We start from the raw sequence: 17,159 nt of genomic DNA, 5'->3' as shown, positions 1-17,159 counted from the left end.
GCTGGGAACCGATGCCTCGGTCGCGGCGCGTAGTTCGGCACTGACGTTAACGAGGTCCCCGGAGGCGAGCGGCCGTAGCGGTCCGGCGAGGGGCCATCCGGGCGCGCCGCTACTTTGCACCGTGGGTCAGACAGGAGACCGGGCCAGTTGGCCCGCCGCTGCCGCTCACACACGTTCCCCGGGACGCTTCAGCGCCCCGGACAACATCGTCGTCACCCGGGCTCCGGGTCAGACCCGGAGCCCGGGTCAGGCCCTCCGGCTCCCAGTCCTGGGCGCCACGACACGTGCCGATGGTGTTTTTACCTCATCGGCGCCCTTGTCCGCCTCGCCGGTGTGGACGTGACCGGGCACGCGCCGCGAGACCGCCGGGGCATCAAGCCCAGCATCCCCGGATCCGGACGCCCGGCAGGCTCCCGCCATCCGCCGCGATCCTGATGAAAGCACCAAACGCGGCGCAACGCTTGAAGATCGCCGACGGGGTACAAGTCAGACGAAATGCGCGGGCAGGCTGACAAATCCCGTCGGAAATAGCGCCGGGGTGTGACAGCCGCACCTGGCCAGGGAAGCGGCGGACACCCGGTCTGCCGTCCCGGGGCTCGCTGACGCAGAGTCAGTCGCCGTCGGGTGGCAGTGGCACGTCGTACGCGTTGAGGATCGCCGAGATGGCGGCATACTGCGCGACAAGGAAGACGAGTTCAGCCGTACCGGAGTCGCCGAAGGTGCGGACCGCGGCTCGGTAAAGCGCTCCCGGCAAAGGCGCGCCGCTGTGCAGCCGGGCAGCAACATCGTGAGCGACCGTTTCCTCGGCGGTCATGCCTGCCGGGCGCTGCCCGGCGACCAGGCCTTCGATGATGTCCTCCGGCAGACCGACGTCGAGCGCAACCCGGGAGTGCGAGTACAGCTCGTAGGCCGCGGCATACCGCGAGCCCGTGGTGAGAATCGCAACCTCGCGAACCCGGGCGGGCAGCACTGAGGCACTGGTGCCGGCCGTGAACCACTCCAGCAGCGGGCGGGCGAGCCCGGGAAAGCGGAGCATCACCGGGAACGGGCCGATCAGCGCGCCGTCGGGATCAGTCGAGGTAAACGGCGCGGGCAACCCGGCCATGAGCGATCGGACGTGACTGTCGAGCGAGCGCTGCTCGGCTGTCAGTTCGCTGGGCTTGATCGAGGGCATGCGCACAGCGCGTCACCGTACCTGCGTGCCGTCGAGCCACACCTGATGGACCCGGCCGCGAAGGTCGTCGAGATCGGACAGACTGCCCGTGATGACGACCACATCCGCGAGCTTGCCGGCTGCCAACTTTCCGGCGGTGTCGAATCGAAGGAGTTCGGCCGGGCTCGACGTCGTGGCGCGCCAGGCATCCAGCGCGGACATCGACGAGGAGTCCACCATCAGAGCGAGTTCTCTGAGGTTGCTCGCTGCCGGGCTCCAGTAGGGCGGGCTGTCGGTCCCCATGGCGATCTTCACTCCTGCCTGGACGGCGAGTGCGAAGCTCGCCTGATGAGCTTCGACGGCCTCACGGGCAAGGTTGGCGTTCTCTTCCGGGATCGGTATGCCGCTGTCAGCGGCGTCAATGATGGCGCGTGTTGCTGACAGCGTGGGAACGAGCCAGGCGCCACGCTCGAGCATGAGGTCGACTGCTTCGTCGTCCAGGTAGTAGCCGTGTTCGATGGAACGGACGCCGGCCCGCAAGGCTGCCTTGATTCCCTCGGTCCCCTGCGCGTGGGCGAATACGTAGGTGTCGGCCGCGGCGGCTTCGGCGACGATCACCGCTAGCTCGTCGGCGCGAAACTGGGAGTGGCGGGGATTGTCGCCTGAAGACATGACTCCGCCGGTGGTGGCGATCTTGACTGCGTCGGCTCCCGCGCGCAGGACTTCACGAACTCCTCGCCGTACTCCGTCCGGGCCGTCGACGATCGGGTTGGGCCGTCCGGGGTGTGCCGTCATCATCGGGATCGATCGATGACCTCCCGAGGGGAGATGGACATCGCCGTGCCCGCCCGTTTGGGACAGCATCGAGATCGCGATCTGCAGTCGCGGTCCCTCGATGAGCTCCTGTGCGATCGCTTGCTTCACTCCTAGGTCTGCGCCTGCGGCATCTCGGGCAGAGGTGATGCCTTGGTCGAGCAGGAGCGACAGGTTGCGCTTTGCTTCGTAATACTGAAGGGAGAAGGCTTGTTGTTCGGCGCGTGCGAGGTTGAAGTCTCGGGTCATCACGTGCACGTGGCAGTCGAACAGCCCGGGGAGGACCGACTTTCCGGAGCAGTCCACAACGTGATCACCGTCCAGATCGGTCCCGACATCGACGACGTGGCGGCCTTCGATGACGAGGTCGGCTATGCCTGCTTCGGTTCCGTCGAAGACGGTCCCATTCTTGAAGACTGTGCGGATTGCCATTGCTCCTCATTTCATGAATGTTCGACTGCGCAGGTTGGGCGCGGGGTGTCCGACGAGGCCTCAGCACTTGACGAACGTTGACGGCCCGCCCGGGGCCTTCTCCTTGTACTTGTGGTTCATGTCTGCGCCGGTCTCACGCAGGGTGGCGATGACCTGGTCCAGCGAGATCTGATGGTTGCCGTCGCCCCAGAGCGCCATTCGCGCGGCGTTGATCGCTTTCACCGCAGCGATCGCGCTGCGTTCGATGCAGGGCACCTGTACGAGGCCGGCAACGGGACCACGGGGCAGCCCGAGATTGTGTTCCAGCGCGATCTCGGCGGCGTTCTCCACCTGGCGTGGGGCGCCACCGAGGATCTCGGTCAGTCCGGCCGCAGCCATCGCCGACGCAGAGCCAACCTCACCTTGACAACCCACCTCGGCACCGGAGATCGAGGCGTTGGCCATACAGAGGGTGCCCACCGCCGTGGCGGTGAGCAGAAACCTCTCGACGATGTCGTTGCCCTGTGCCGAGGCCCACCGTGCCGGATGCCGTGATGTCCGCCTGTCTTCGCTCAACTTCGCCGGAGTCGATCCTGGCTGATTGCGCACCATCGAGGCCGAGAAGCACTGCGGTGAACGTGCCGTGCCCGTGTCCGGTCGCGGCGAGCGAGCCGAATATCTCCACTCGCACTGAATCGACGCTATCCGCCGTGCCCGCTCGTCGTAGGTCCCTCGCAAAGGCGGAGGCTGCCTTCATCGCTCCGACAGTGTGCGAACTTGAGGGCCCAATCCCGATCGCGAACAGGTCGGAGGCACTGACAGGAGCTGTCGAAGTGGTCATGAAGCGGGACGGTAGTCCGCGTGTGTCATGGTCCCGGCCTGTTGCAGGATTTCACTCGAAAGACGGGTTTGGCTGAGGCATATTGGTCAGCAGAGGGCTGAATTCGCCAGTGGCGTGTCCATGGGCATCGAGGCGGTGTCCTTCCTTCTTGACCGTGCGCAGCACGACGGAACGGTCGGCGATGCTGACGCCGGGAAGTCTCTCCTCGAGGACGACCTCGAGCCGCTGCACGTCAGCCAGCGCCGGCAACCACACGGCGAGGATGAGGTTGTACTGGCCGACAGTTGAAACCGCGAGGCGGATCTCGCCGATACGTGTGAGCACCGACCCGACGCGCTGCACGAGCGCGGCAGGGACACGGAGGAAGTACCACGCATGAACCGGCCGGCCCGATTGCGCTTTTGCCATATCCAGGCGGGTGTCCAACCGCCCTTGTGCAGTCATGGCCGCGACCGCCTGCCGTACCCGACGTTGGCCCACGCCGACGGTCCTCGCCAGGAAAGCCACTGTCGCCCTGCCATCCGGTCCCAGAAGGCGAAGGAGTTGGTCCTCCAGCTGAGAGTCGACGCGGCCCCTCGGGGGTCGCGAGACCTCGATGCTCCGCTCTACCGCAGCGATCTCCTCGACTGACAGGGACCGAAGACGCCACTGACCTCCGTCCACGAAGGGTGACGTGAACAAGTGGGCCCGGGCCGCCCGAATCCCGTCAAGTTTCGGTACCCGCGTCATCAAATACTCCGTGAGGGCATCCATGCTGGATGTGGCCACCAGCACGAGCATCTCGCGTCCCCCGGCCGTGAGGTCCACCGTGAACGCTTCACTGTCCGCCGAGATCGCCTGTGCGAGACCGAGCGTGGCGGCAGGGTGGGCTTCTATTTCCAATATGGCCGACGGCCCTCTCAGCTCCGGGCCGGGATGTCCGGACACCCACGCGATGCCAGCCTCGACGATGCGTTCCCAGCGCCGGGCGAGGGTGACCGCGTCGACCCCGATAATCGGCGCCAGCGCGGACCAGCGTGCTCGCGGGTTGATCTGGAGGGCATGGATGAGCCGCCGATCGAGCTCATCGAGGTCGTAGTCCTGCCGACTCTCGTCCAAATGACTCATGAGATGTGACTCTATGTTACGGGAAAGGTTGATGTTTCGGCGGGCATGCGGTTGTTCAAGTGCAGTGTGCCGAAGCATCCTGACGTGGCTCCGTGCGGAGATTCCAGACGCCGCAACTCGCGATGGCCTTTGAGTGCCGGCGTGGAGCTCGTGACGCTGGCCGAATTGCGGCAGAGGGGCGCGCCTGCCTGCCGTCAACCTTCATCGCGGCAGGCTTCTGGGGATTTTTCCTGCGTTGCCGGTCATGCGGCTTCCTCGCGGAGCAATGATCTTCGCATTAGTGCGAGAGCGTCGGTATCCCGGCGCTGACGAAGGAGGACGACCTTGGCGACCATGTCAGACCCCCGGTGGGAAGGCCACGTTCCACCGACCGCATTTGAGGAGTACTCAGAGAAGTACGCCGCCTTCTTCAAGATGCGCAGGGAGAACGGGATCATCGAGCTTCGGCTCCACACGGACGGCGGTCCGTACATCCACAACTGGGCCGCCCACAACGCGTGGAACCGGGTGTGGCAGGACGTGGGCAACGACCCCGACAACCATGTCCTCATCCTGACCGGCACCGGCGAGACCTGGTTCCGAGGCGACCCCGAGGAAACGTGGCCGCGGCCCATCGTCGACGAGGAGCCCGACTACATCTTTCAGCAAACCATCGATGCGTGGAAGCTGATCGAGAACTTCGTCAACAACCTCGACATCCCGACGATCGCGGCGGTAAACGGTCCCGGGATCCACACCGAGTTCGCGCTGCTCTGCGACATCACTCTGGCCGCGGAAGACGCAGACTTCATGGACCCGCACTTCATGGCGGGCACCGCGCCGGGAGACGGACTCTCGCTCGCCCTGCAGCACCTGATGGGCACGAAGCGGGCGGCCTACGACCTCTACAGTGGCCGCTCCATCCCCGCGCGGAAAGCACTCGACTACGGGCTCGTCAGCGACGTACTTCCGCGCGAGGAGCTCCTGCCGAAGGCGTGGGCGATCGCAGGCGACATCATGAAGCGCCCGCGGTTCGCTCGCTGGGCAACCCACAACATCGCGTCTCGCCCCTGGCGCAAGCTCGTTGCCGAAGACTTCGGTTTCCACTTCTCGCAACAGATGCTTGCCACCGTCGCTGCCAAGCGACAGGTTCCCGACCCCGACCTGGTCGTCGAGGCGCGTTCACGCAAAATCTGGTGAGAACCTGAGGGGCGAAGCAGGTTGTCGGCCGCCGTCACGGACGGCGGCCGACCCTTGTCCACTGATCTCCTCGGGGTGTTGTCGGACGGCAAGTCAGTTTCAGGCGAGCGCCGGTGAAACAGTCGTCGATCAGAGCGGGGCGACTGTTCGCGCGCCTGGACGAGGCCGTCACGACCCGGAATGCCCAGCTGGCCCGAGAACTGCCGGCCCGCGCCAACCCGACCGCCGCGCACGGCCGCACCGAGAACGAGGACCGGATCGCGGGCGCCGCCGCCGACTTCGCGGTCGCGCAGACCCGAGTGCGGGAAGCCGCGAACGCAGAGCGAGCCATGGAACGGGCAGAAGAGAGTTGGCGGAGCTGACCGCGCGGGCCGCCTTCGAGACGGTGCGCCGCGTCCTGAGAGATCTACGACACCTGAAGGGTGTCCTTATTGGCGTACGGTGGTTGACCTGGGACTTTGCGCTCGTCCAGGTGTGGGCCTGATCAGTGATCGTGCGTCTGCGACTTCTCTACCTGATCTTCTGCGGCCTGCTGGGCTGCTTCCTTTCGCTGGGCCGCTCGACCGCCGCGAACAACGCCGAGATCCTTGCCCTTCGTCATGAGGTCGCTGCGCTGCGTCGACAGGTCGAGCGGCCGCGGCTTTCACGGGCTGATCGTGCCGTGCTCTCCGCTCTCGCACGGCACCTGCCATCAGTCTTACGCCGCCATCGGCTGGTTACCCCGGGCACCCTGCTGACCTGGCACCGCCGTCTGGTGCGCTGGAAGTGGCGCCAGACGGCGGTCGGATCCGGCTGCTCATGGACCTTGAGGAGAGAGCTGGGTGCTTCCGGTTCCTCATCCGTGACCGGGACAGCAAGTTCACCGCCGCGTTCGACGCCGTCTTCCTACGAGCACCCGACGACGATCCGAACGTCATCCCCCTGACCGCTGCTGCGGTCAGGCGCCGCCAGGTACTCGGCGGACTGCTCGACGAGCACCACACCACGCCACCCCGACCGCCTCATCATCCACAGCAAACGCCCAGCTCAGCAGCCTGATGTGCATATTGACACCCTTCAGGCCCACGACCAGGTCACCACTGCCGCTGGGATCCTTCCCGGCGAGATCACCCTGGTCGGTGCGATCGGCCACGCCATCCTGGACAGCCTCCTGCCCGCCCGCCGCCGCCGGCGAGCCAAGGCCCGAACCCGAAAGAACCCGAGTCATTGTGGTTGATCTAGCCCTCACGGGATTTGCCCGGGTCCGGCCAGAAAGGGACGTCGTTCTTCTTCAGGCAGGCCTGGACCGTGCAGCCGAGGCTGTCGACCTGCCGTGGCTGCGAGGCCGAGTGTGCCGGTCTCCTGCCATTGGCCGAGGGCCTCTGGGGTGCCGGGTCAGCCCGTGCGCACCGGGGGTACCTGGGATGTGAGTTTGTCGCCGAGGAGGTCGGCGAGCAGGTCGATCTGCCGGGGGTTGACATCGTTGCCCACGAAGATGAGTTCGTCGAGTCCGGCTGCGTCGTAGGCGGCGATGGTTGCGCGGATCTGGTCGGGGGTGGTGGCCGCCGTGTCGATGACGTGCCGGACGTAGTCGGGGCCGGCGAAGGCGTAGTAGTCGCTGACGGCGCGAGCGAGCGACGTGTGGGCGTGGTCGCCGAGGGCGAACATCACGGTGGCTCTGGTACGCGGGCGGCCTTGTCTGCCTGCCTGCGCCCACTGGCCTCGGACGCGCGCGGCGAAGGCGGTGAATTCGTCGATGTCGCCGGTTCCGGCGATCCATCCGGTTCCGTGGGAGGCGATGCGTCGCAGCGTCGCCTGGGATGTACCCCCGAACCACCATGCTGGCCCCCCGGGGGTGACCGGGTCCGGCCCCACTTCCTGTTCGCCTCGCCAGATGGCGGCGACCCGTTCCACCAGCAGGTCCAAGGCGCGTCCTCGGGCCGTGAAGTCCAGGCCGCTTGCCCGGTAGTCGTCCTCCCTGGCTCCGGGAGCAACGCCCAGCTGCAGCCGCCCGGGGCCAGCGATCCGGTCCAAGGTCGCCGCCGCCTTGGCGAACAGCGCAGGGTTGGTGTGCAGCGGGGCGATCAGCACGCTGGTGACCAACCGGATGCGTCCGGTGGCCCCGGCTGCCGCTGCCAACGTGATCAGAGGCTCCGGGGTGGTCCAGGCCAGACGGTCACTGGCGATCAGTGAGGCAAATCCCCGTTCCTCGGCCCGCCGCGCCCACGCCACCAAGGTGTGTCCCTCGACCCCTGTGACGTGACCGGGCAGCCCTATCCCGATCTCCACTGTTTCCTCCTTCGAAGCGGCCTGGATGCGATGCCGCCCCCACCTGCTGACAGGCGCGCTTCGTCAGCAGCGGGCGAGGCGGATGATCTGCCCTGGCCGCGGGCGCGGCTCACCGCGCCTCTGTCGTGTGCTGAGGGTGCTTCCGGTTCGCGACGGGTCAGCCCTTGACCGTGCCGCCGAACTCCTCCGGAACCAAGTCGGCCTGCTCGTCGCCGCTCCTGATCAGGTCGAGGATCGCGTCGGCAACGCCCTCGGGCGACTGCGGTTGCAGTCCACTGGAGGCTTCCATCTGCAGCGCGTCCTCGACGCTGCCGCGGACCGTCCCGACGAACTCGGTCTTGGTGATCGACGGGAACATCAACGACACGGCGACGCCGGCGTCGGCGGCCTCGGCGCGGGCGATGGCCGAGAGCTTCTGCAGAGCCGCCTTGGATGCGGCATAGGCACCGGACCCGGGCAGTGTCGACCAGGTGATGCCAGAGCTCACGTTGACGATGGCTCCCGTTGCCCGCTCGCGCATCTGCGGAAGGACCGCCTGCATCAGCACCAGAGGCGCGATGAGATTGAGCTCAAGGAGAGCCCGGAAGTCGTCGGGGTCGATGGCGTCAACAGTGGCCTGCAGCCCCTGGCCGGCATTGTTCACCAGCACATCGATCCGCCCGAACTTCCCCGTCGCTGCACGTACGGCCGCCTCGACCTGAGTTCGGTCCGTCACATCGCACGGCACCGCCAGGGCCACGTCATCGCCCAGTTCCTCAGCGAGCTGCCGGATGCGCTCCTCGCGGCGTGCGATGAGCACCACTCGCGCCCCGGCGAGGGAGGCGGCTCGGGCAGTGGCCGCTCCGATACCCGACGACGCTCCAGTCACAAGCACGACGGCTCCGTTGATGTCCATGAACGGTTCCTCCTCTGTGGACCGGGGAGCTCCCCGGAAGATGCCATAGCTATGGCGCCAGATCGTTCGGTAAACTCACCAGCGACACTATCACGCAATAGCTATCATGCAATAGGAAAGGCGTCGTCACGGTATGAGCGATGTCGAAGCCGCCGGCCTCCACGAGCTGGCCGACCTGATCTTCGCCGTGGGGCGACAGCTGCGCCCCCCGGCCGATCCCTCGTTCGAGCCGTGCACGCCGATCGAGATCAGCGTCATGCGGTACATCCACCACCACCCCGGCACCTCGGCGCGTGCCGCGGCGGCGGCGGCCCTGCTCCCGTCGAGCAACTTCAGCCGCGTGCTGCGCGGCTTGGAGAAAAGGGGCCTGGTGGACCGCGTGGTGGACAGCAGCAACGCGCGAGGCGTGTGCCTGTACCCCACGGAAAAGGCCCACCAGAATCTGCAATACCTCCGCGACAACTGGGCCCAGACCCTCCGGGGCATCGTCGACGACCCCGCCACCATCGAGACCGTCAACGCCACACTCCGGCGCATCGAGCACGAACTCATCGCCCGGCGCCGCGGCGCAGACCCTCCGGACTCCCGAGCCGGCTAGTACTCCAGTCTCTACATGTGATTCAGCGCTTTGACCTGGCCTTCAAGCCGCCTTCCATCACCGTGACCTCGGCTTCGAGGGTGTAGTGCTGAGCGGTGGCAGGGTGCTGGAGGGAGTTCTTGCCGTACTTGCTGGTCGGGTTCTTTCGGGTTCGGGCCTTGGCTCGCTGGCCGCGGCGTCGGCGGTGATCCGTATGAGGGCCTGGTAGACGGTCAGCAGGGCGTACACCTCGTGGTCGACGGCGTTGCCGAATGCTCATCCGCGCAGGTCACGCGGCATGTCTGGCCAGGCGTTCGCGATGCCCTGATGCGGTCGATGGGAGTCGTGGAACGCCTCGAACTCTCGTAGGGCGTGGAGGAGGTGGCGCTGGTTCCAGCTCAAGGTTCCGGTCCAGCAGCCCCCTGCGGCAGGTTTGTGTCCAGCGCTCCATGAGCGAGTTCATCCGCGGTACTCGAATGCCGGTGGTGACGACCTTCACGCCGGAATCGGTCATCAGGTGTCGAAGGCGGTCGTGAACTTCGAGTCGCGGTCGCGGATCAGGAACTTCGCCTTGCTGTCTGCGTCCTCGAGATCCATGAAGAGGTTGCGACCAAGCTGCACGATTCACTCCGCGGTGGGGTGTGCGGTGGCGCCGAGGATTCTCAGGCGCCTGGTGCCGTGCTCGATGACGGCGAAGACGTACAGGCGCGCGCCGGTCAGCGTGCGGACTTCGAAGAGAGCGCAGGCGAGTAGGGCCTTGGCCTGGCTGCGGAGGAAGTCCGCCCAGGTGGTGCTCTGCCGCTCGGGCGCGGGTGGGATGCCGTGCCGGCGGAGGATTTCCCAGACGGTGGAGGCGGCGACCTTGATCCCCAGGGCTGCGAGTTCGCCGTGGATCCGGCGATACCCCCCACGAGGCGTTCTCTGTGGCCAGGCGCAGGACCAGGGAGCGGATCGATGGGATCGTGCGTGGGCGTCAGCGTCGTTCTGGGTACGCGGGTTGCGGCATGACGCTGCCTGAGCAGGTTGCGATGCCGGCGCAGGACCGTGTCGGGGCGGACCAGGAGCAGAAGGTGCCGCAGCCTGTCTTTGGGGAGGTGGTGGAGCAGGATGGCGCGGTCTGCGTCGGTGAAGGTCGGCTTGCCGACCTGGCGTTGCAGGACCAGCAGCCGGTGCCGGAGCACGAGGATCTCGACGTCCTTCTCCCTGTCGCTCATCGGCAGGAGGCGTAGGAACGCCAGGGCGTTGGCCACGGCGAGGTAGGCCAGACGCAGCAGCACGACAGATCCTGATGCCGCCAGGGCCCTGCGCTGGTGAAGACCCCGGGGTGAACCGTCGAGGAGAACCGAAGATCCGTGATCAGGCTCCCGGCCTGCGTGGATGATGTATCGGCACCCCGCGGGGTCAGCACGTCGCGGTGCCGGCGCAGCACCGTCTCCGGACGCCCCAGCAGCCGCACGCTGCGTAGGACGTCCGTGGGGAGCCGGTGCATCAGGGCTGCCGGAAATACTCGATCGGCTGGGGCGAACCGCACCCGCACCAGCCAACTCACCCGACCGGAGCACCGCTCACCGCATAACCTCAAGCGGCAACGGGATCGGGCGGGCTCACAGCCCGACAGGTGTACGGGCCGGGTCGCGAAGCTCAGAGGGCGACTTCGGCAAGTCGCCCCACCTCATGGATGTCGGCGAGCGCCGGGATGAAGATGAGCTCGTCGACTCCGAGGTCCGAGTAAGTCTTCACCGCGTCGCGCACCGCGTCGGGCTCGGCGCAGATGCCACTGTTGACGAGGTCCACGATCTGTTCGCCCGAGGCGTTGTAGTAGTGCTGTACGTTGGCGCGTCCCTGCTCGATATCGCCCAACACGAAGTACGCGATGGCGACAAGCCGCGGGGATCCTTCGCGGCCCGCGTTCTGCCACGCGGATCTGGCTGCGTCGAACAGCGGGGCGGCCATTCCCGCGGGCACCGACGGGCCGATGTATCCCTCACCCCAGCGCGCCATGCGTTCGAAGGAGGCGGGGGACATGCCGCCGAACATCATGGGCACGTCGCGTGTACCCGTGGGCACCAGGCGATTCAACGCGCCGTCAACGGATTCTCCGCGCCAGACGCTCCGGTAGACCTCCAGGTCGCGGTCAAGCCGCTTGCCCCTGCCGCGCAACCCCAGCCCGTCGACGAGAAAGTCGTCGGGACGTTCGCCGACGCTGAGACCGAAAGTGAAACGGTTGCCGGATACCGCGTCGATACCGGCTGCTTCCTTCGCCAGCAGCACCGCCGGCCACGCTGTCGCGATCGTGATATGGCTGATCAGCCCGATCGTGCTGGTGGCGCCGGCCGCGGCGGCGAGCGCGACGGTGTCCATGAGGCCCGGGTACGAGACGCGGCCGACGGATCCGAGCGACGAGAATCCTGCCTTCTCGGCCTGTGACGCCCACTCGGGGATGATCGACGGTGGCAGCTCGCGCACCTGATTGGGCAGTCCTATACCGATTTTCATGTCCGTAACTCCTTACTGTGCGCCAAATTGACCTACCGGCACGGTGACGGTGACATCGGGTCATGTGAGGTGGCTACCGATTTCTCGATGTGCCCCCGGCCGCACCCCGCTCGGTTCTGGAAACCCTCGTCCACCACGGTGGTGGTCGACGCGACGATGTCAGCGAAATGCGAACACCTTGCGCTGGTAACGCTTCAGGGCCATCGGGCCGACCCTGGACATCACCGCGAATACTGGAGGGGAGACGGCTTCCTTGAACAGTTCGCGATGCTCGTCGGAGGCCTCCTGCAGCAGCATTCCGAACAACACGGGAACCTTGGTGCGGGGAACATTGCCGAGTCCCTTGTTGCCGACCTCGGCCCACTCATCAGCGGTCAGATACCGGTCGATGAGCGGGAGCATCTTCTCCTCCTCGGCGTTGAGGTGCTCGCCGAGCAGGGGAAGCATTCCGTCGATCGTGTGGGCGAGCGCGTCGCGGTCCTCCGCTGTTGCCGACGCCCGCCACGCGGCAGTCTGCCGTTCGGTGTCCTGGAGCGCCGTGTCGACAGCCTGGTGCTGTGACTGCATCAGTTCGACGACGGGCGCCACGTCATGCGGCCCCCGGCTTGCCAACTTGGCCCAGCAGTGGTCGTCCTCGCTGTGGTGATGCGCGTGCAACAGATCCACCAGCAGAGCGACGTGATCAGCGACAGTCCGTGTCCGCTTCTGGTCATGCGCCGAAACGCTGCGGATCAGCGTCGGCAGCGCAGCGAATTCACGCCGGAACATGGTGTGGACCGCGTACATGTCCCTGCTGTCCGCAGATCGCGTGTCCTGCTTCGTCATGCTCTTTCAATCCTTACTGTACGTACACGGACGGAGTGCCCGGAGGGCGGCCACGGCTGTCCACGACTCCCGGCGTCGGCCCGCGGGCCCCGAGACCGGATTGCCCTCCCCGGCAGCCGGAATGGTGGCGTACGGGAAGTCTGATGACGATGGGGGTGGGCCGCCACATCATTGATGGCACCGTCCACGGAACGGTCGCCGGTCAGCTCGGTCCCCTGCTGGGCCACGCAATGTCGTGCGTGGCGGAGCGCGCGCCGGTGCGGGCACGAGTGATGGCGACCACACCTCTGGTGCTCTCTTGGTTCACGAACGTCTCGTCTTTCGTATGCGTAGGGGCCCAGAACCACACGGATTGCCCCTACGGCCGTAGTCTAGGAAGATCGGCGCGGCGTGCGCTTGAACCACGGCAGCATCCGGATTGAACCTGAGCGTCATAAGGACAACGTCGGAGCCATGCCGGACTTCAGCCCGGCCTCGATCAGATGCGCACACGTCGCTGGGGAAGTTGTGGGGCATGTCCAGCGATTTTCAGGTGGGTGAGCGGCTGGCCTGTCAGCAGCGCGGTCGCGCCGTCGTCGGTCAGCACGCCCGTGGATATGCTGATCTCGTCGAGCCGCGCCACGACGGGCGCGGCGGCGAGGGCCGCGCAGAAGTCGTCCTGTATCTCGCTGTTGTGCAGGGCCAGACGCTTCACCGCCGGCAGCCGGGTGCCGGCCAGAATCGGTGCGAGGTGCGCCACTTCGCAGTCGTCGGCGTACTCCTTGAGACCCAGCCACAGCGCCAGGTGCTCGATGGGCGGGCGTACCGCCGGTCTCCACTTGCAGCTTCCGCTGCCGCTCGTGGCGCACCACGGGGTGTCGACGCTGGCGAGGAACCACGCGAAGACGCTCTCCCTGAGGATCTGCAGTTTTGGCGGCAAACGGGCGGTCCAGTAGATCGTCGTGGGCACGCCAGACCGTGCAAGCGCACCCTCCGCCGAGGACGTCGTGGAGCAGATACCGGCTGTGATCGAGCGGGGCTGTACCCGGCGGAAGCTAGTCGCCGTGGCGGCGGCTCAACCAGGCGTCGGTCGGGTGGCGCGTACTCCGGTGACGCGTATCCATTCGCATGCGTACGCATGCGGTTCGTGCGCTCGAAGCGGCATGCGTGGGCATGAACACCGGCCACGTGTCGCCCGGGCTCCGTTCGCTTTCGCTCTGGCCGCAGACCGAGGGGGCGCTATTGGATCGGTTCAGTCACCGGCCGCCCCGGGCTGAGCGGGCGTATTCGGTGGGCGTCTGGCCGTAGCGCTTCTTGAAGGCGCGGATGAAGTGGCTGCTGTCGGCGAAGTGCCAGTGGGCGGCGATCTCCGAGACCTTCAGCCCGCCGTGCGGGGCGGTGAGGGCGAGCCGGGCCTCCTCCAGCCGCCGACGGCGTATGTAGGCGCTCACTGAGTCTTCCACCCTCGCGAACGCCCGCTGGAGGGTACTCACGGAGACGTTGAGCTCACGCGCCAGCATCGCCGTACCGAGCTCGGGATCGGTGAGATGACTGTCCGCGAGGTCCTTCGCCGCCTGGGCGAGCGCGGGAGCCAGCCGGGGTTCCACATCGTCGAACCGCCCCTTCACCACCGCCTTGGCCAGCTCGATCAGGGCGCCGTGGGCGGCATGCAGACCGGCCGGCCCGAGGTCGGCCACGGTCGCATGGACCATGTTCGCGTGGGTGACCAGCAGACGCATCTCGGCCGAGTCCAGCGGCCCGGCGATGCTCCGGTCCCCGAGCAGTGGTTTGAACGTCGCGAGCGGCAGAATCAGGAACTGCGTCGTCGTGTTGGGCGCTGTCTTGAAGCACGGAAACGTCCCGAAGTGCCGTAGTAAGAACTGCCCGGCCGAAATGGTGTGTTGGAAACGATCGCGAGGTCCACCGAACGTCCATGCGCCTCGCCGCACCACGGACACCCCCACCAAATCCTCAGCGCCCACAAAGGTGTCCGGGCTCCGGATGGCCGTCGGGCCATGGACATCGACGATGGCCACGTCGCGGATCCTGGCCAAGCGTCCCCGGGCCCGGATGCCATCGACTGAGGCCGGGCTCAAGGCCGGCATGGGGAAGACAGCACCGAGCTGTGTGTCCCACACGCGCTGTAAGACATCGAATTTTTCCGGTGCGTTGCCGGGGGCGGCGGACTCCAGCAAGAATGCCCCGCGCCATGCATCGGTCTCCGCTCCAGTGCTGTTCACCACTAGTGGGTCCGGTTCCATTCGCGGCTCGCTCCACCGACGACGAGGACGGTCACCGGTCAGGTCCGTTCCCCGCTGGGCCCAGGCCGGCGTGGCTGCGGTGACGGTGGCCATGGCTCCTCCTGTTCACGAGCGCAGTGCAGAGATTACAGTGTGGTGTTCACACGATTTGACACCCTGATTGAGCTGGCTTTTTCCCACGTCTTGGGTGTCGGCTTCGCAAGCAATTCTGGGCGTGGCGGAGTTGCCCTTCCGGTCGAGTCCCGCCCCGGTCCGCCCAACCTGACATGAAGGGCGAGGCCAGTGGCGAAGCGGTGGGAGCACTACTGACGAGTGACGACGCGTACAAAGACGCGTAGTCGTCGCGGGTATTCGTCGAACGTCCCCGACTTCACCGCCGCGTTCGACGCCGTCTTCGCGGGCAACGGCACAGCCGTCATACCGACTCCGCCGCAAAGTCCCCGGTCTGACGCGTTCGCCGAACGATGGATACGCACAGTCCGCGCCGAGTGCACCGACCGACTCCTGATCACCGGCGAGCGACACCTGCGCGCTGTCCTCAACCAGTACGCCGAGCACTACAACGCGGGACGGGCCCACCGCGGCCTCGGCCTACGAGCACCCGACGACGACCCGAACGTCGTCTCCCTGCCCGCTGCCGCGGTCAGGCGTCGACAGGTGTTGGCGGATTGCTCGACGAGTACCACACCACGCCATCCCGACCGCCTCACCATCTACAGGAAACGACCAGCTCAGCAGCCTGATCGGAATATTGAAACCCTTCAGGCCGTCCGTGCCCATCTCCCTCTGGGCGACGGCGACTTGACAGGGAGCCGCATCCCGGGAAGCCTTCACTGTCAAACATGACATTCATATTCACCTGGAGGTGATGCACGGCCATGCGCATCGCGTTCGTCGGCAAGGGCGGGAGCGGCAAGACCACGCTCTCCGGCCTCTTCGCCCGGCATCTTGCCCGCTCAGGGGCCCCGGTCGTCGCCATCGACGCCGATATCAATCAGCATCTGGGGGCCGCCCTGGGACTGGACGAGGACGAGTTGCGCGAGGTCGTCCCGCTCAACACCGGCCTCGCCGAGATCAAGGAGTATCTGCGGGGCGACAACCCCCGTATCCCTTCGGTCGACGCCATGGTCAAGACCACCCCGCCGGGTAGCGGCTCCCGTCTGCTGCGCCTGCTCGGCGCCGATCCGGTGCACGCCCGCCATGTCCGGGAAGTCGCCGGAGTCCGGCTGATGACCACCGGCGTGTTCACCGAGGATGACCTCGGCGTGGCGTGCTACCACTCCAAGCTCGGCGCCGTCGAGCTGTATCTCAACCACCTGGTGGACGGCCCCGGCGAGTACGCCGTCGTCGACATGACCGCCGGGGCGGACTCCTTCGCCTCCGGGCTCTTCACCCGCTTCGACATGACCTTCCTGGTCGCCGAGCCCACCCGCAAGGGCGTGTCCGTCTACCGCCAGTACAAGGACCACGCCGCCGAGTTCGGCGTGCCTCTCGCCGTGGTCGGCAACAAGGTGGCCGGCGAGGACGACCGCCTCTTCCTCAAGGAACACATCGGCGAGGACCTGCTGGCCTGCTTCGGCCACTCGGACTGGGTCCGCGCCCGCGAACAGGGCCGTCACACCGGCGACCTCGAGCCCGAACACCGCCTCGCACTGGGGGAGCTGCGGATCGCCGTGGACTCCCGCACCAAGGACTGGGAGACCTTCCAGCGGCAGGCGATCGAGTTCCACCTGCGCAACGCTCACGCCTGGGCGAACCGCTCCACCGGCCAGGACCTGAGCGCCCAGGTCGATCCGGATTTCCGGCACGGGCCGGCCGCGCTGCCCGCACACCCCGAGCCCGGGACCCACTCCGCCCCCGTCGGCTGAACACCCAACGCTTCCTCACCCGCAACGATTGGACACTGATCCGTCATGTCGCTCAACGTCGCACCGGAACTCCTCGCCCGGGCCGAGCAGGGTGAGGTCCCTGAACAGGACTTCGTCGCCACCGTCCGGGAATCGCTGCCGTACGCCTACGACCTCATCGCCGGGCTGGCGGGCACGCTCCGTGAGGGGGATGCCGAGTTCGCCGACAACCAGACTCCGCCCCCGTCCGAGGCCGAGCGTGGCCAACTGCTGCGCGCACTCGCCAGCGACGCCATCCGCGGCAGCCTGGAACGCCACTTCGGCGTCACTCTCGCCTTCATGAACTGCCACCGGGTGGCCGTGTTCCGCCCGGGCACCGAAGAGGGTTCGACCTACGCGAAGTTCACCTCCACGCGGTCCCAGATCCTCAACCAGTCGCCCGAGTTCCGCGACTGCTGACATCGAGCCGCGCGGAATAGCGCCGAGCCTCAGGCCACTGGCCTGGGG

The 17,159-nt window shown here is 66.7% G+C and carries 18 protein-coding genes and 2 pseudogenes; 8 read left to right on the top strand and 12 right to left on the bottom strand.

The window, feature by feature from the left end:
• Positions 1 to 610: 610 nt before the first annotated feature.
• From ASC60_RS25635 to ASC60_RS25620, 5 genes and pseudogenes are all read right to left on the bottom strand, one after another.
• A complete protein-coding gene (locus ASC60_RS25635) occupies positions 611 to 1,174 on the bottom strand; it encodes a carboxymuconolactone decarboxylase family protein (RefSeq protein WP_159043310.1) in 564 nt (187 codons plus the stop codon).
• Positions 1,175 to 1,186: 12 nt separating this feature from the next.
• Positions 1,187 to 2,398: an amidohydrolase family protein gene (locus tag ASC60_RS25630; protein ID WP_055554907.1), complete on the bottom strand. Its 1,212-nt coding sequence runs from the start codon at positions 2,396 to 2,398 to the stop codon at positions 1,187 to 1,189.
• A gap of 60 nt (positions 2,399 to 2,458) precedes the next feature.
• Complete coding sequence (locus tag ASC60_RS39705) at positions 2,459 to 2,953, bottom strand: L-serine ammonia-lyase, iron-sulfur-dependent, subunit alpha (protein ID WP_304956810.1); 495 nt, start codon at positions 2,951 to 2,953, stop codon at positions 2,459 to 2,461.
• Position 2,954: 1 nt separating this feature from the next.
• Positions 2,955 to 3,134 (bottom strand): annotated as a pseudogene (locus tag ASC60_RS43900) (serine dehydratase beta chain); the annotation flags it as partial.
• Positions 3,135 to 3,269: 135 nt separating this feature from the next.
• Positions 3,270 to 4,325, bottom strand: a complete 1,056-nt coding sequence (locus tag ASC60_RS25620) for an Lrp/AsnC family transcriptional regulator (protein ID WP_063787205.1) — start codon at positions 4,323 to 4,325, stop codon at positions 3,270 to 3,272.
• 333 nt (positions 4,326 to 4,658) lie between these two features.
• Between ASC60_RS25620 and ASC60_RS25615 the strand changes: the two genes are divergently transcribed.
• From ASC60_RS25615 to ASC60_RS39700, 3 genes are all read left to right on the top strand, one after another.
• On the top strand, positions 4,659 to 5,504 hold the full coding sequence (locus ASC60_RS25615) for an enoyl-CoA hydratase/isomerase family protein (RefSeq protein WP_055554903.1): 846 nt from the start codon (positions 4,659 to 4,661) through the stop codon (positions 5,502 to 5,504).
• Between the two features lie 113 nt (positions 5,505 to 5,617).
• The gene (locus tag ASC60_RS25610) at positions 5,618 to 5,866 is read left to right on the top strand and encodes a hypothetical protein (RefSeq protein WP_055554901.1); all 249 of its coding nucleotides are present in this window, start codon (positions 5,618 to 5,620) and stop codon (positions 5,864 to 5,866) included.
• Between the two features lie 125 nt (positions 5,867 to 5,991).
• Positions 5,992 to 6,429, top strand: a complete 438-nt coding sequence (locus ASC60_RS39700; protein WP_199831045.1) for a hypothetical protein — start codon at positions 5,992 to 5,994, stop codon at positions 6,427 to 6,429.
• A 449-nt stretch (positions 6,430 to 6,878) separates the two neighbouring features.
• Here the strand turns inward: ASC60_RS39700 and ASC60_RS25605 are convergent, their stop codons facing one another.
• A complete protein-coding gene (locus ASC60_RS25605; protein ID WP_055554899.1) occupies positions 6,879 to 7,772 on the bottom strand; it encodes an LLM class flavin-dependent oxidoreductase in 894 nt (297 codons plus the stop codon).
• A gap of 157 nt (positions 7,773 to 7,929) precedes the next feature.
• Positions 7,930 to 8,667, bottom strand: coding sequence for an SDR family oxidoreductase (locus ASC60_RS25600; protein WP_055554897.1), 738 nt, complete (start codon positions 8,665 to 8,667; stop codon positions 7,930 to 7,932).
• A 133-nt stretch (positions 8,668 to 8,800) separates the two neighbouring features.
• Between ASC60_RS25600 and ASC60_RS25595 the strand changes: the two genes are divergently transcribed.
• Complete coding sequence (locus ASC60_RS25595; protein ID WP_055554895.1) at positions 8,801 to 9,265, top strand: MarR family winged helix-turn-helix transcriptional regulator; 465 nt, start codon at positions 8,801 to 8,803, stop codon at positions 9,263 to 9,265.
• Positions 9,266 to 9,520: 255 nt separating this feature from the next.
• Here the strand turns inward: ASC60_RS25595 and ASC60_RS43185 are convergent.
• A pseudogene (locus ASC60_RS43185) lies at positions 9,521 to 10,311 on the bottom strand (integrase).
• Here ASC60_RS43185 and ASC60_RS42315 point away from each other — a divergent pair.
• Entirely contained in the window at positions 10,249 to 10,473 is a 225-nt protein-coding gene (locus ASC60_RS42315) for a hypothetical protein (protein WP_199831044.1), read from the top strand. The pseudogene ASC60_RS43185 and the gene ASC60_RS42315 sit on opposite strands and share 63 nt — an antisense overlap.
• 412 nt (positions 10,474 to 10,885) lie before the next feature.
• On the opposite strand, the gene ASC60_RS25580 is transcribed toward ASC60_RS42315, so the two are convergent.
• From ASC60_RS25580 to ASC60_RS43180, 4 genes are all read right to left on the bottom strand, one after another.
• Positions 10,886 to 11,740, bottom strand: coding sequence for an LLM class flavin-dependent oxidoreductase (locus ASC60_RS25580; protein WP_055554891.1), 855 nt, complete (start codon positions 11,738 to 11,740; stop codon positions 10,886 to 10,888).
• Between the two features lie 159 nt (positions 11,741 to 11,899).
• Positions 11,900 to 12,565, bottom strand: coding sequence for a hemerythrin domain-containing protein (locus tag ASC60_RS25575; protein WP_055554889.1), 666 nt, complete (start codon positions 12,563 to 12,565; stop codon positions 11,900 to 11,902).
• Between the two features lie 478 nt (positions 12,566 to 13,043).
• Complete coding sequence (locus ASC60_RS25570) at positions 13,044 to 13,514, bottom strand: hypothetical protein (protein ID WP_055554887.1); 471 nt, start codon at positions 13,512 to 13,514, stop codon at positions 13,044 to 13,046.
• Between the two features lie 286 nt (positions 13,515 to 13,800).
• Positions 13,801 to 14,898 (bottom strand): helix-turn-helix domain-containing protein, encoded by a 1,098-nt coding sequence (locus tag ASC60_RS43180; RefSeq protein WP_234357125.1) that lies wholly within the window; start codon positions 14,896 to 14,898, stop codon positions 13,801 to 13,803.
• Positions 14,899 to 15,117: 219 nt separating this feature from the next.
• On the opposite strand from ASC60_RS43180, the gene ASC60_RS39690 reads away from it, so the two are divergent.
• From ASC60_RS39690 to ASC60_RS25555, 3 genes are read left to right on the top strand one after another with little or no spacing between them, the layout of a single operon-like run.
• On the top strand, positions 15,118 to 15,651 hold the full coding sequence (locus tag ASC60_RS39690; protein ID WP_234357124.1) for an integrase core domain-containing protein: 534 nt from the start codon (positions 15,118 to 15,120) through the stop codon (positions 15,649 to 15,651).
• A 32-nt stretch (positions 15,652 to 15,683) separates the two neighbouring features.
• On the top strand, positions 15,684 to 16,673 hold the full coding sequence (locus ASC60_RS25560) for an AAA family ATPase (RefSeq protein ID WP_055554883.1): 990 nt from the start codon (positions 15,684 to 15,686) through the stop codon (positions 16,671 to 16,673).
• Positions 16,674 to 16,718: 45 nt separating this feature from the next.
• Complete coding sequence (locus ASC60_RS25555; protein WP_055554881.1) at positions 16,719 to 17,111, top strand: SCO5389 family protein; 393 nt, start codon at positions 16,719 to 16,721, stop codon at positions 17,109 to 17,111.
• Positions 17,112 to 17,159 lie beyond the last annotated feature (48 nt).

The organism is Streptomyces sp. NBRC 110028, from assembly GCF_001417735.1.
Classification (GTDB): Bacteria; Actinomycetota; Actinomycetes; order Streptomycetales; family Streptomycetaceae; genus Streptomyces.
The sequence above is the reverse complement of the archived record's forward strand: the minus strand, read 5'-3'. Positions and strand labels throughout refer to the sequence as shown.

Excerpts from the sequence above, each read along its gene's own strand:
- ASC60_RS25630 (WP_055554907.1), bottom strand. The coding sequence starts at position 2,398 with ATGGCAATCCGCACAGTCTTCAAGAATGGGACCGTCTTCGACGGAACC.
- ASC60_RS25575 (WP_055554889.1), bottom strand. The coding sequence starts at position 12,565 with ATGACGAAGCAGGACACGCGATCTGCGGACAGCAGGGACATGTACGCG.
- ASC60_RS25615 (WP_055554903.1), top strand. The coding sequence starts at position 4,659 with ATGTCAGACCCCCGGTGGGAAGGCCACGTTCCACCGACCGCATTTGAG.
- ASC60_RS25620 (WP_063787205.1), bottom strand. The coding sequence starts at position 4,325 with ATGAGTCATTTGGACGAGAGTCGGCAGGACTACGACCTCGATGAGCTC.
- ASC60_RS25555 (WP_055554881.1), top strand. The coding sequence starts at position 16,719 with ATGTCGCTCAACGTCGCACCGGAACTCCTCGCCCGGGCCGAGCAGGGT.
- ASC60_RS25560 (WP_055554883.1), top strand. The coding sequence starts at position 15,684 with ATGCGCATCGCGTTCGTCGGCAAGGGCGGGAGCGGCAAGACCACGCTC.
- ASC60_RS43180 (WP_234357125.1), bottom strand. The coding sequence starts at position 14,898 with ATGGCCACCGTCACCGCAGCCACGCCGGCCTGGGCCCAGCGGGGAACG.
- ASC60_RS42315 (WP_199831044.1), top strand. The coding sequence starts at position 10,249 with ATGACGCTGCCTGAGCAGGTTGCGATGCCGGCGCAGGACCGTGTCGGG.
- ASC60_RS25635 (WP_159043310.1), bottom strand. The coding sequence starts at position 1,174 with ATGCCCTCGATCAAGCCCAGCGAACTGACAGCCGAGCAGCGCTCGCTC.
- ASC60_RS25580 (WP_055554891.1), bottom strand. The coding sequence starts at position 11,740 with ATGAAAATCGGTATAGGACTGCCCAATCAGGTGCGCGAGCTGCCACCG.
- ASC60_RS25595 (WP_055554895.1), top strand. The coding sequence starts at position 8,801 with ATGAGCGATGTCGAAGCCGCCGGCCTCCACGAGCTGGCCGACCTGATC.
- ASC60_RS25600 (WP_055554897.1), bottom strand. The coding sequence starts at position 8,667 with ATGGACATCAACGGAGCCGTCGTGCTTGTGACTGGAGCGTCGTCGGGT.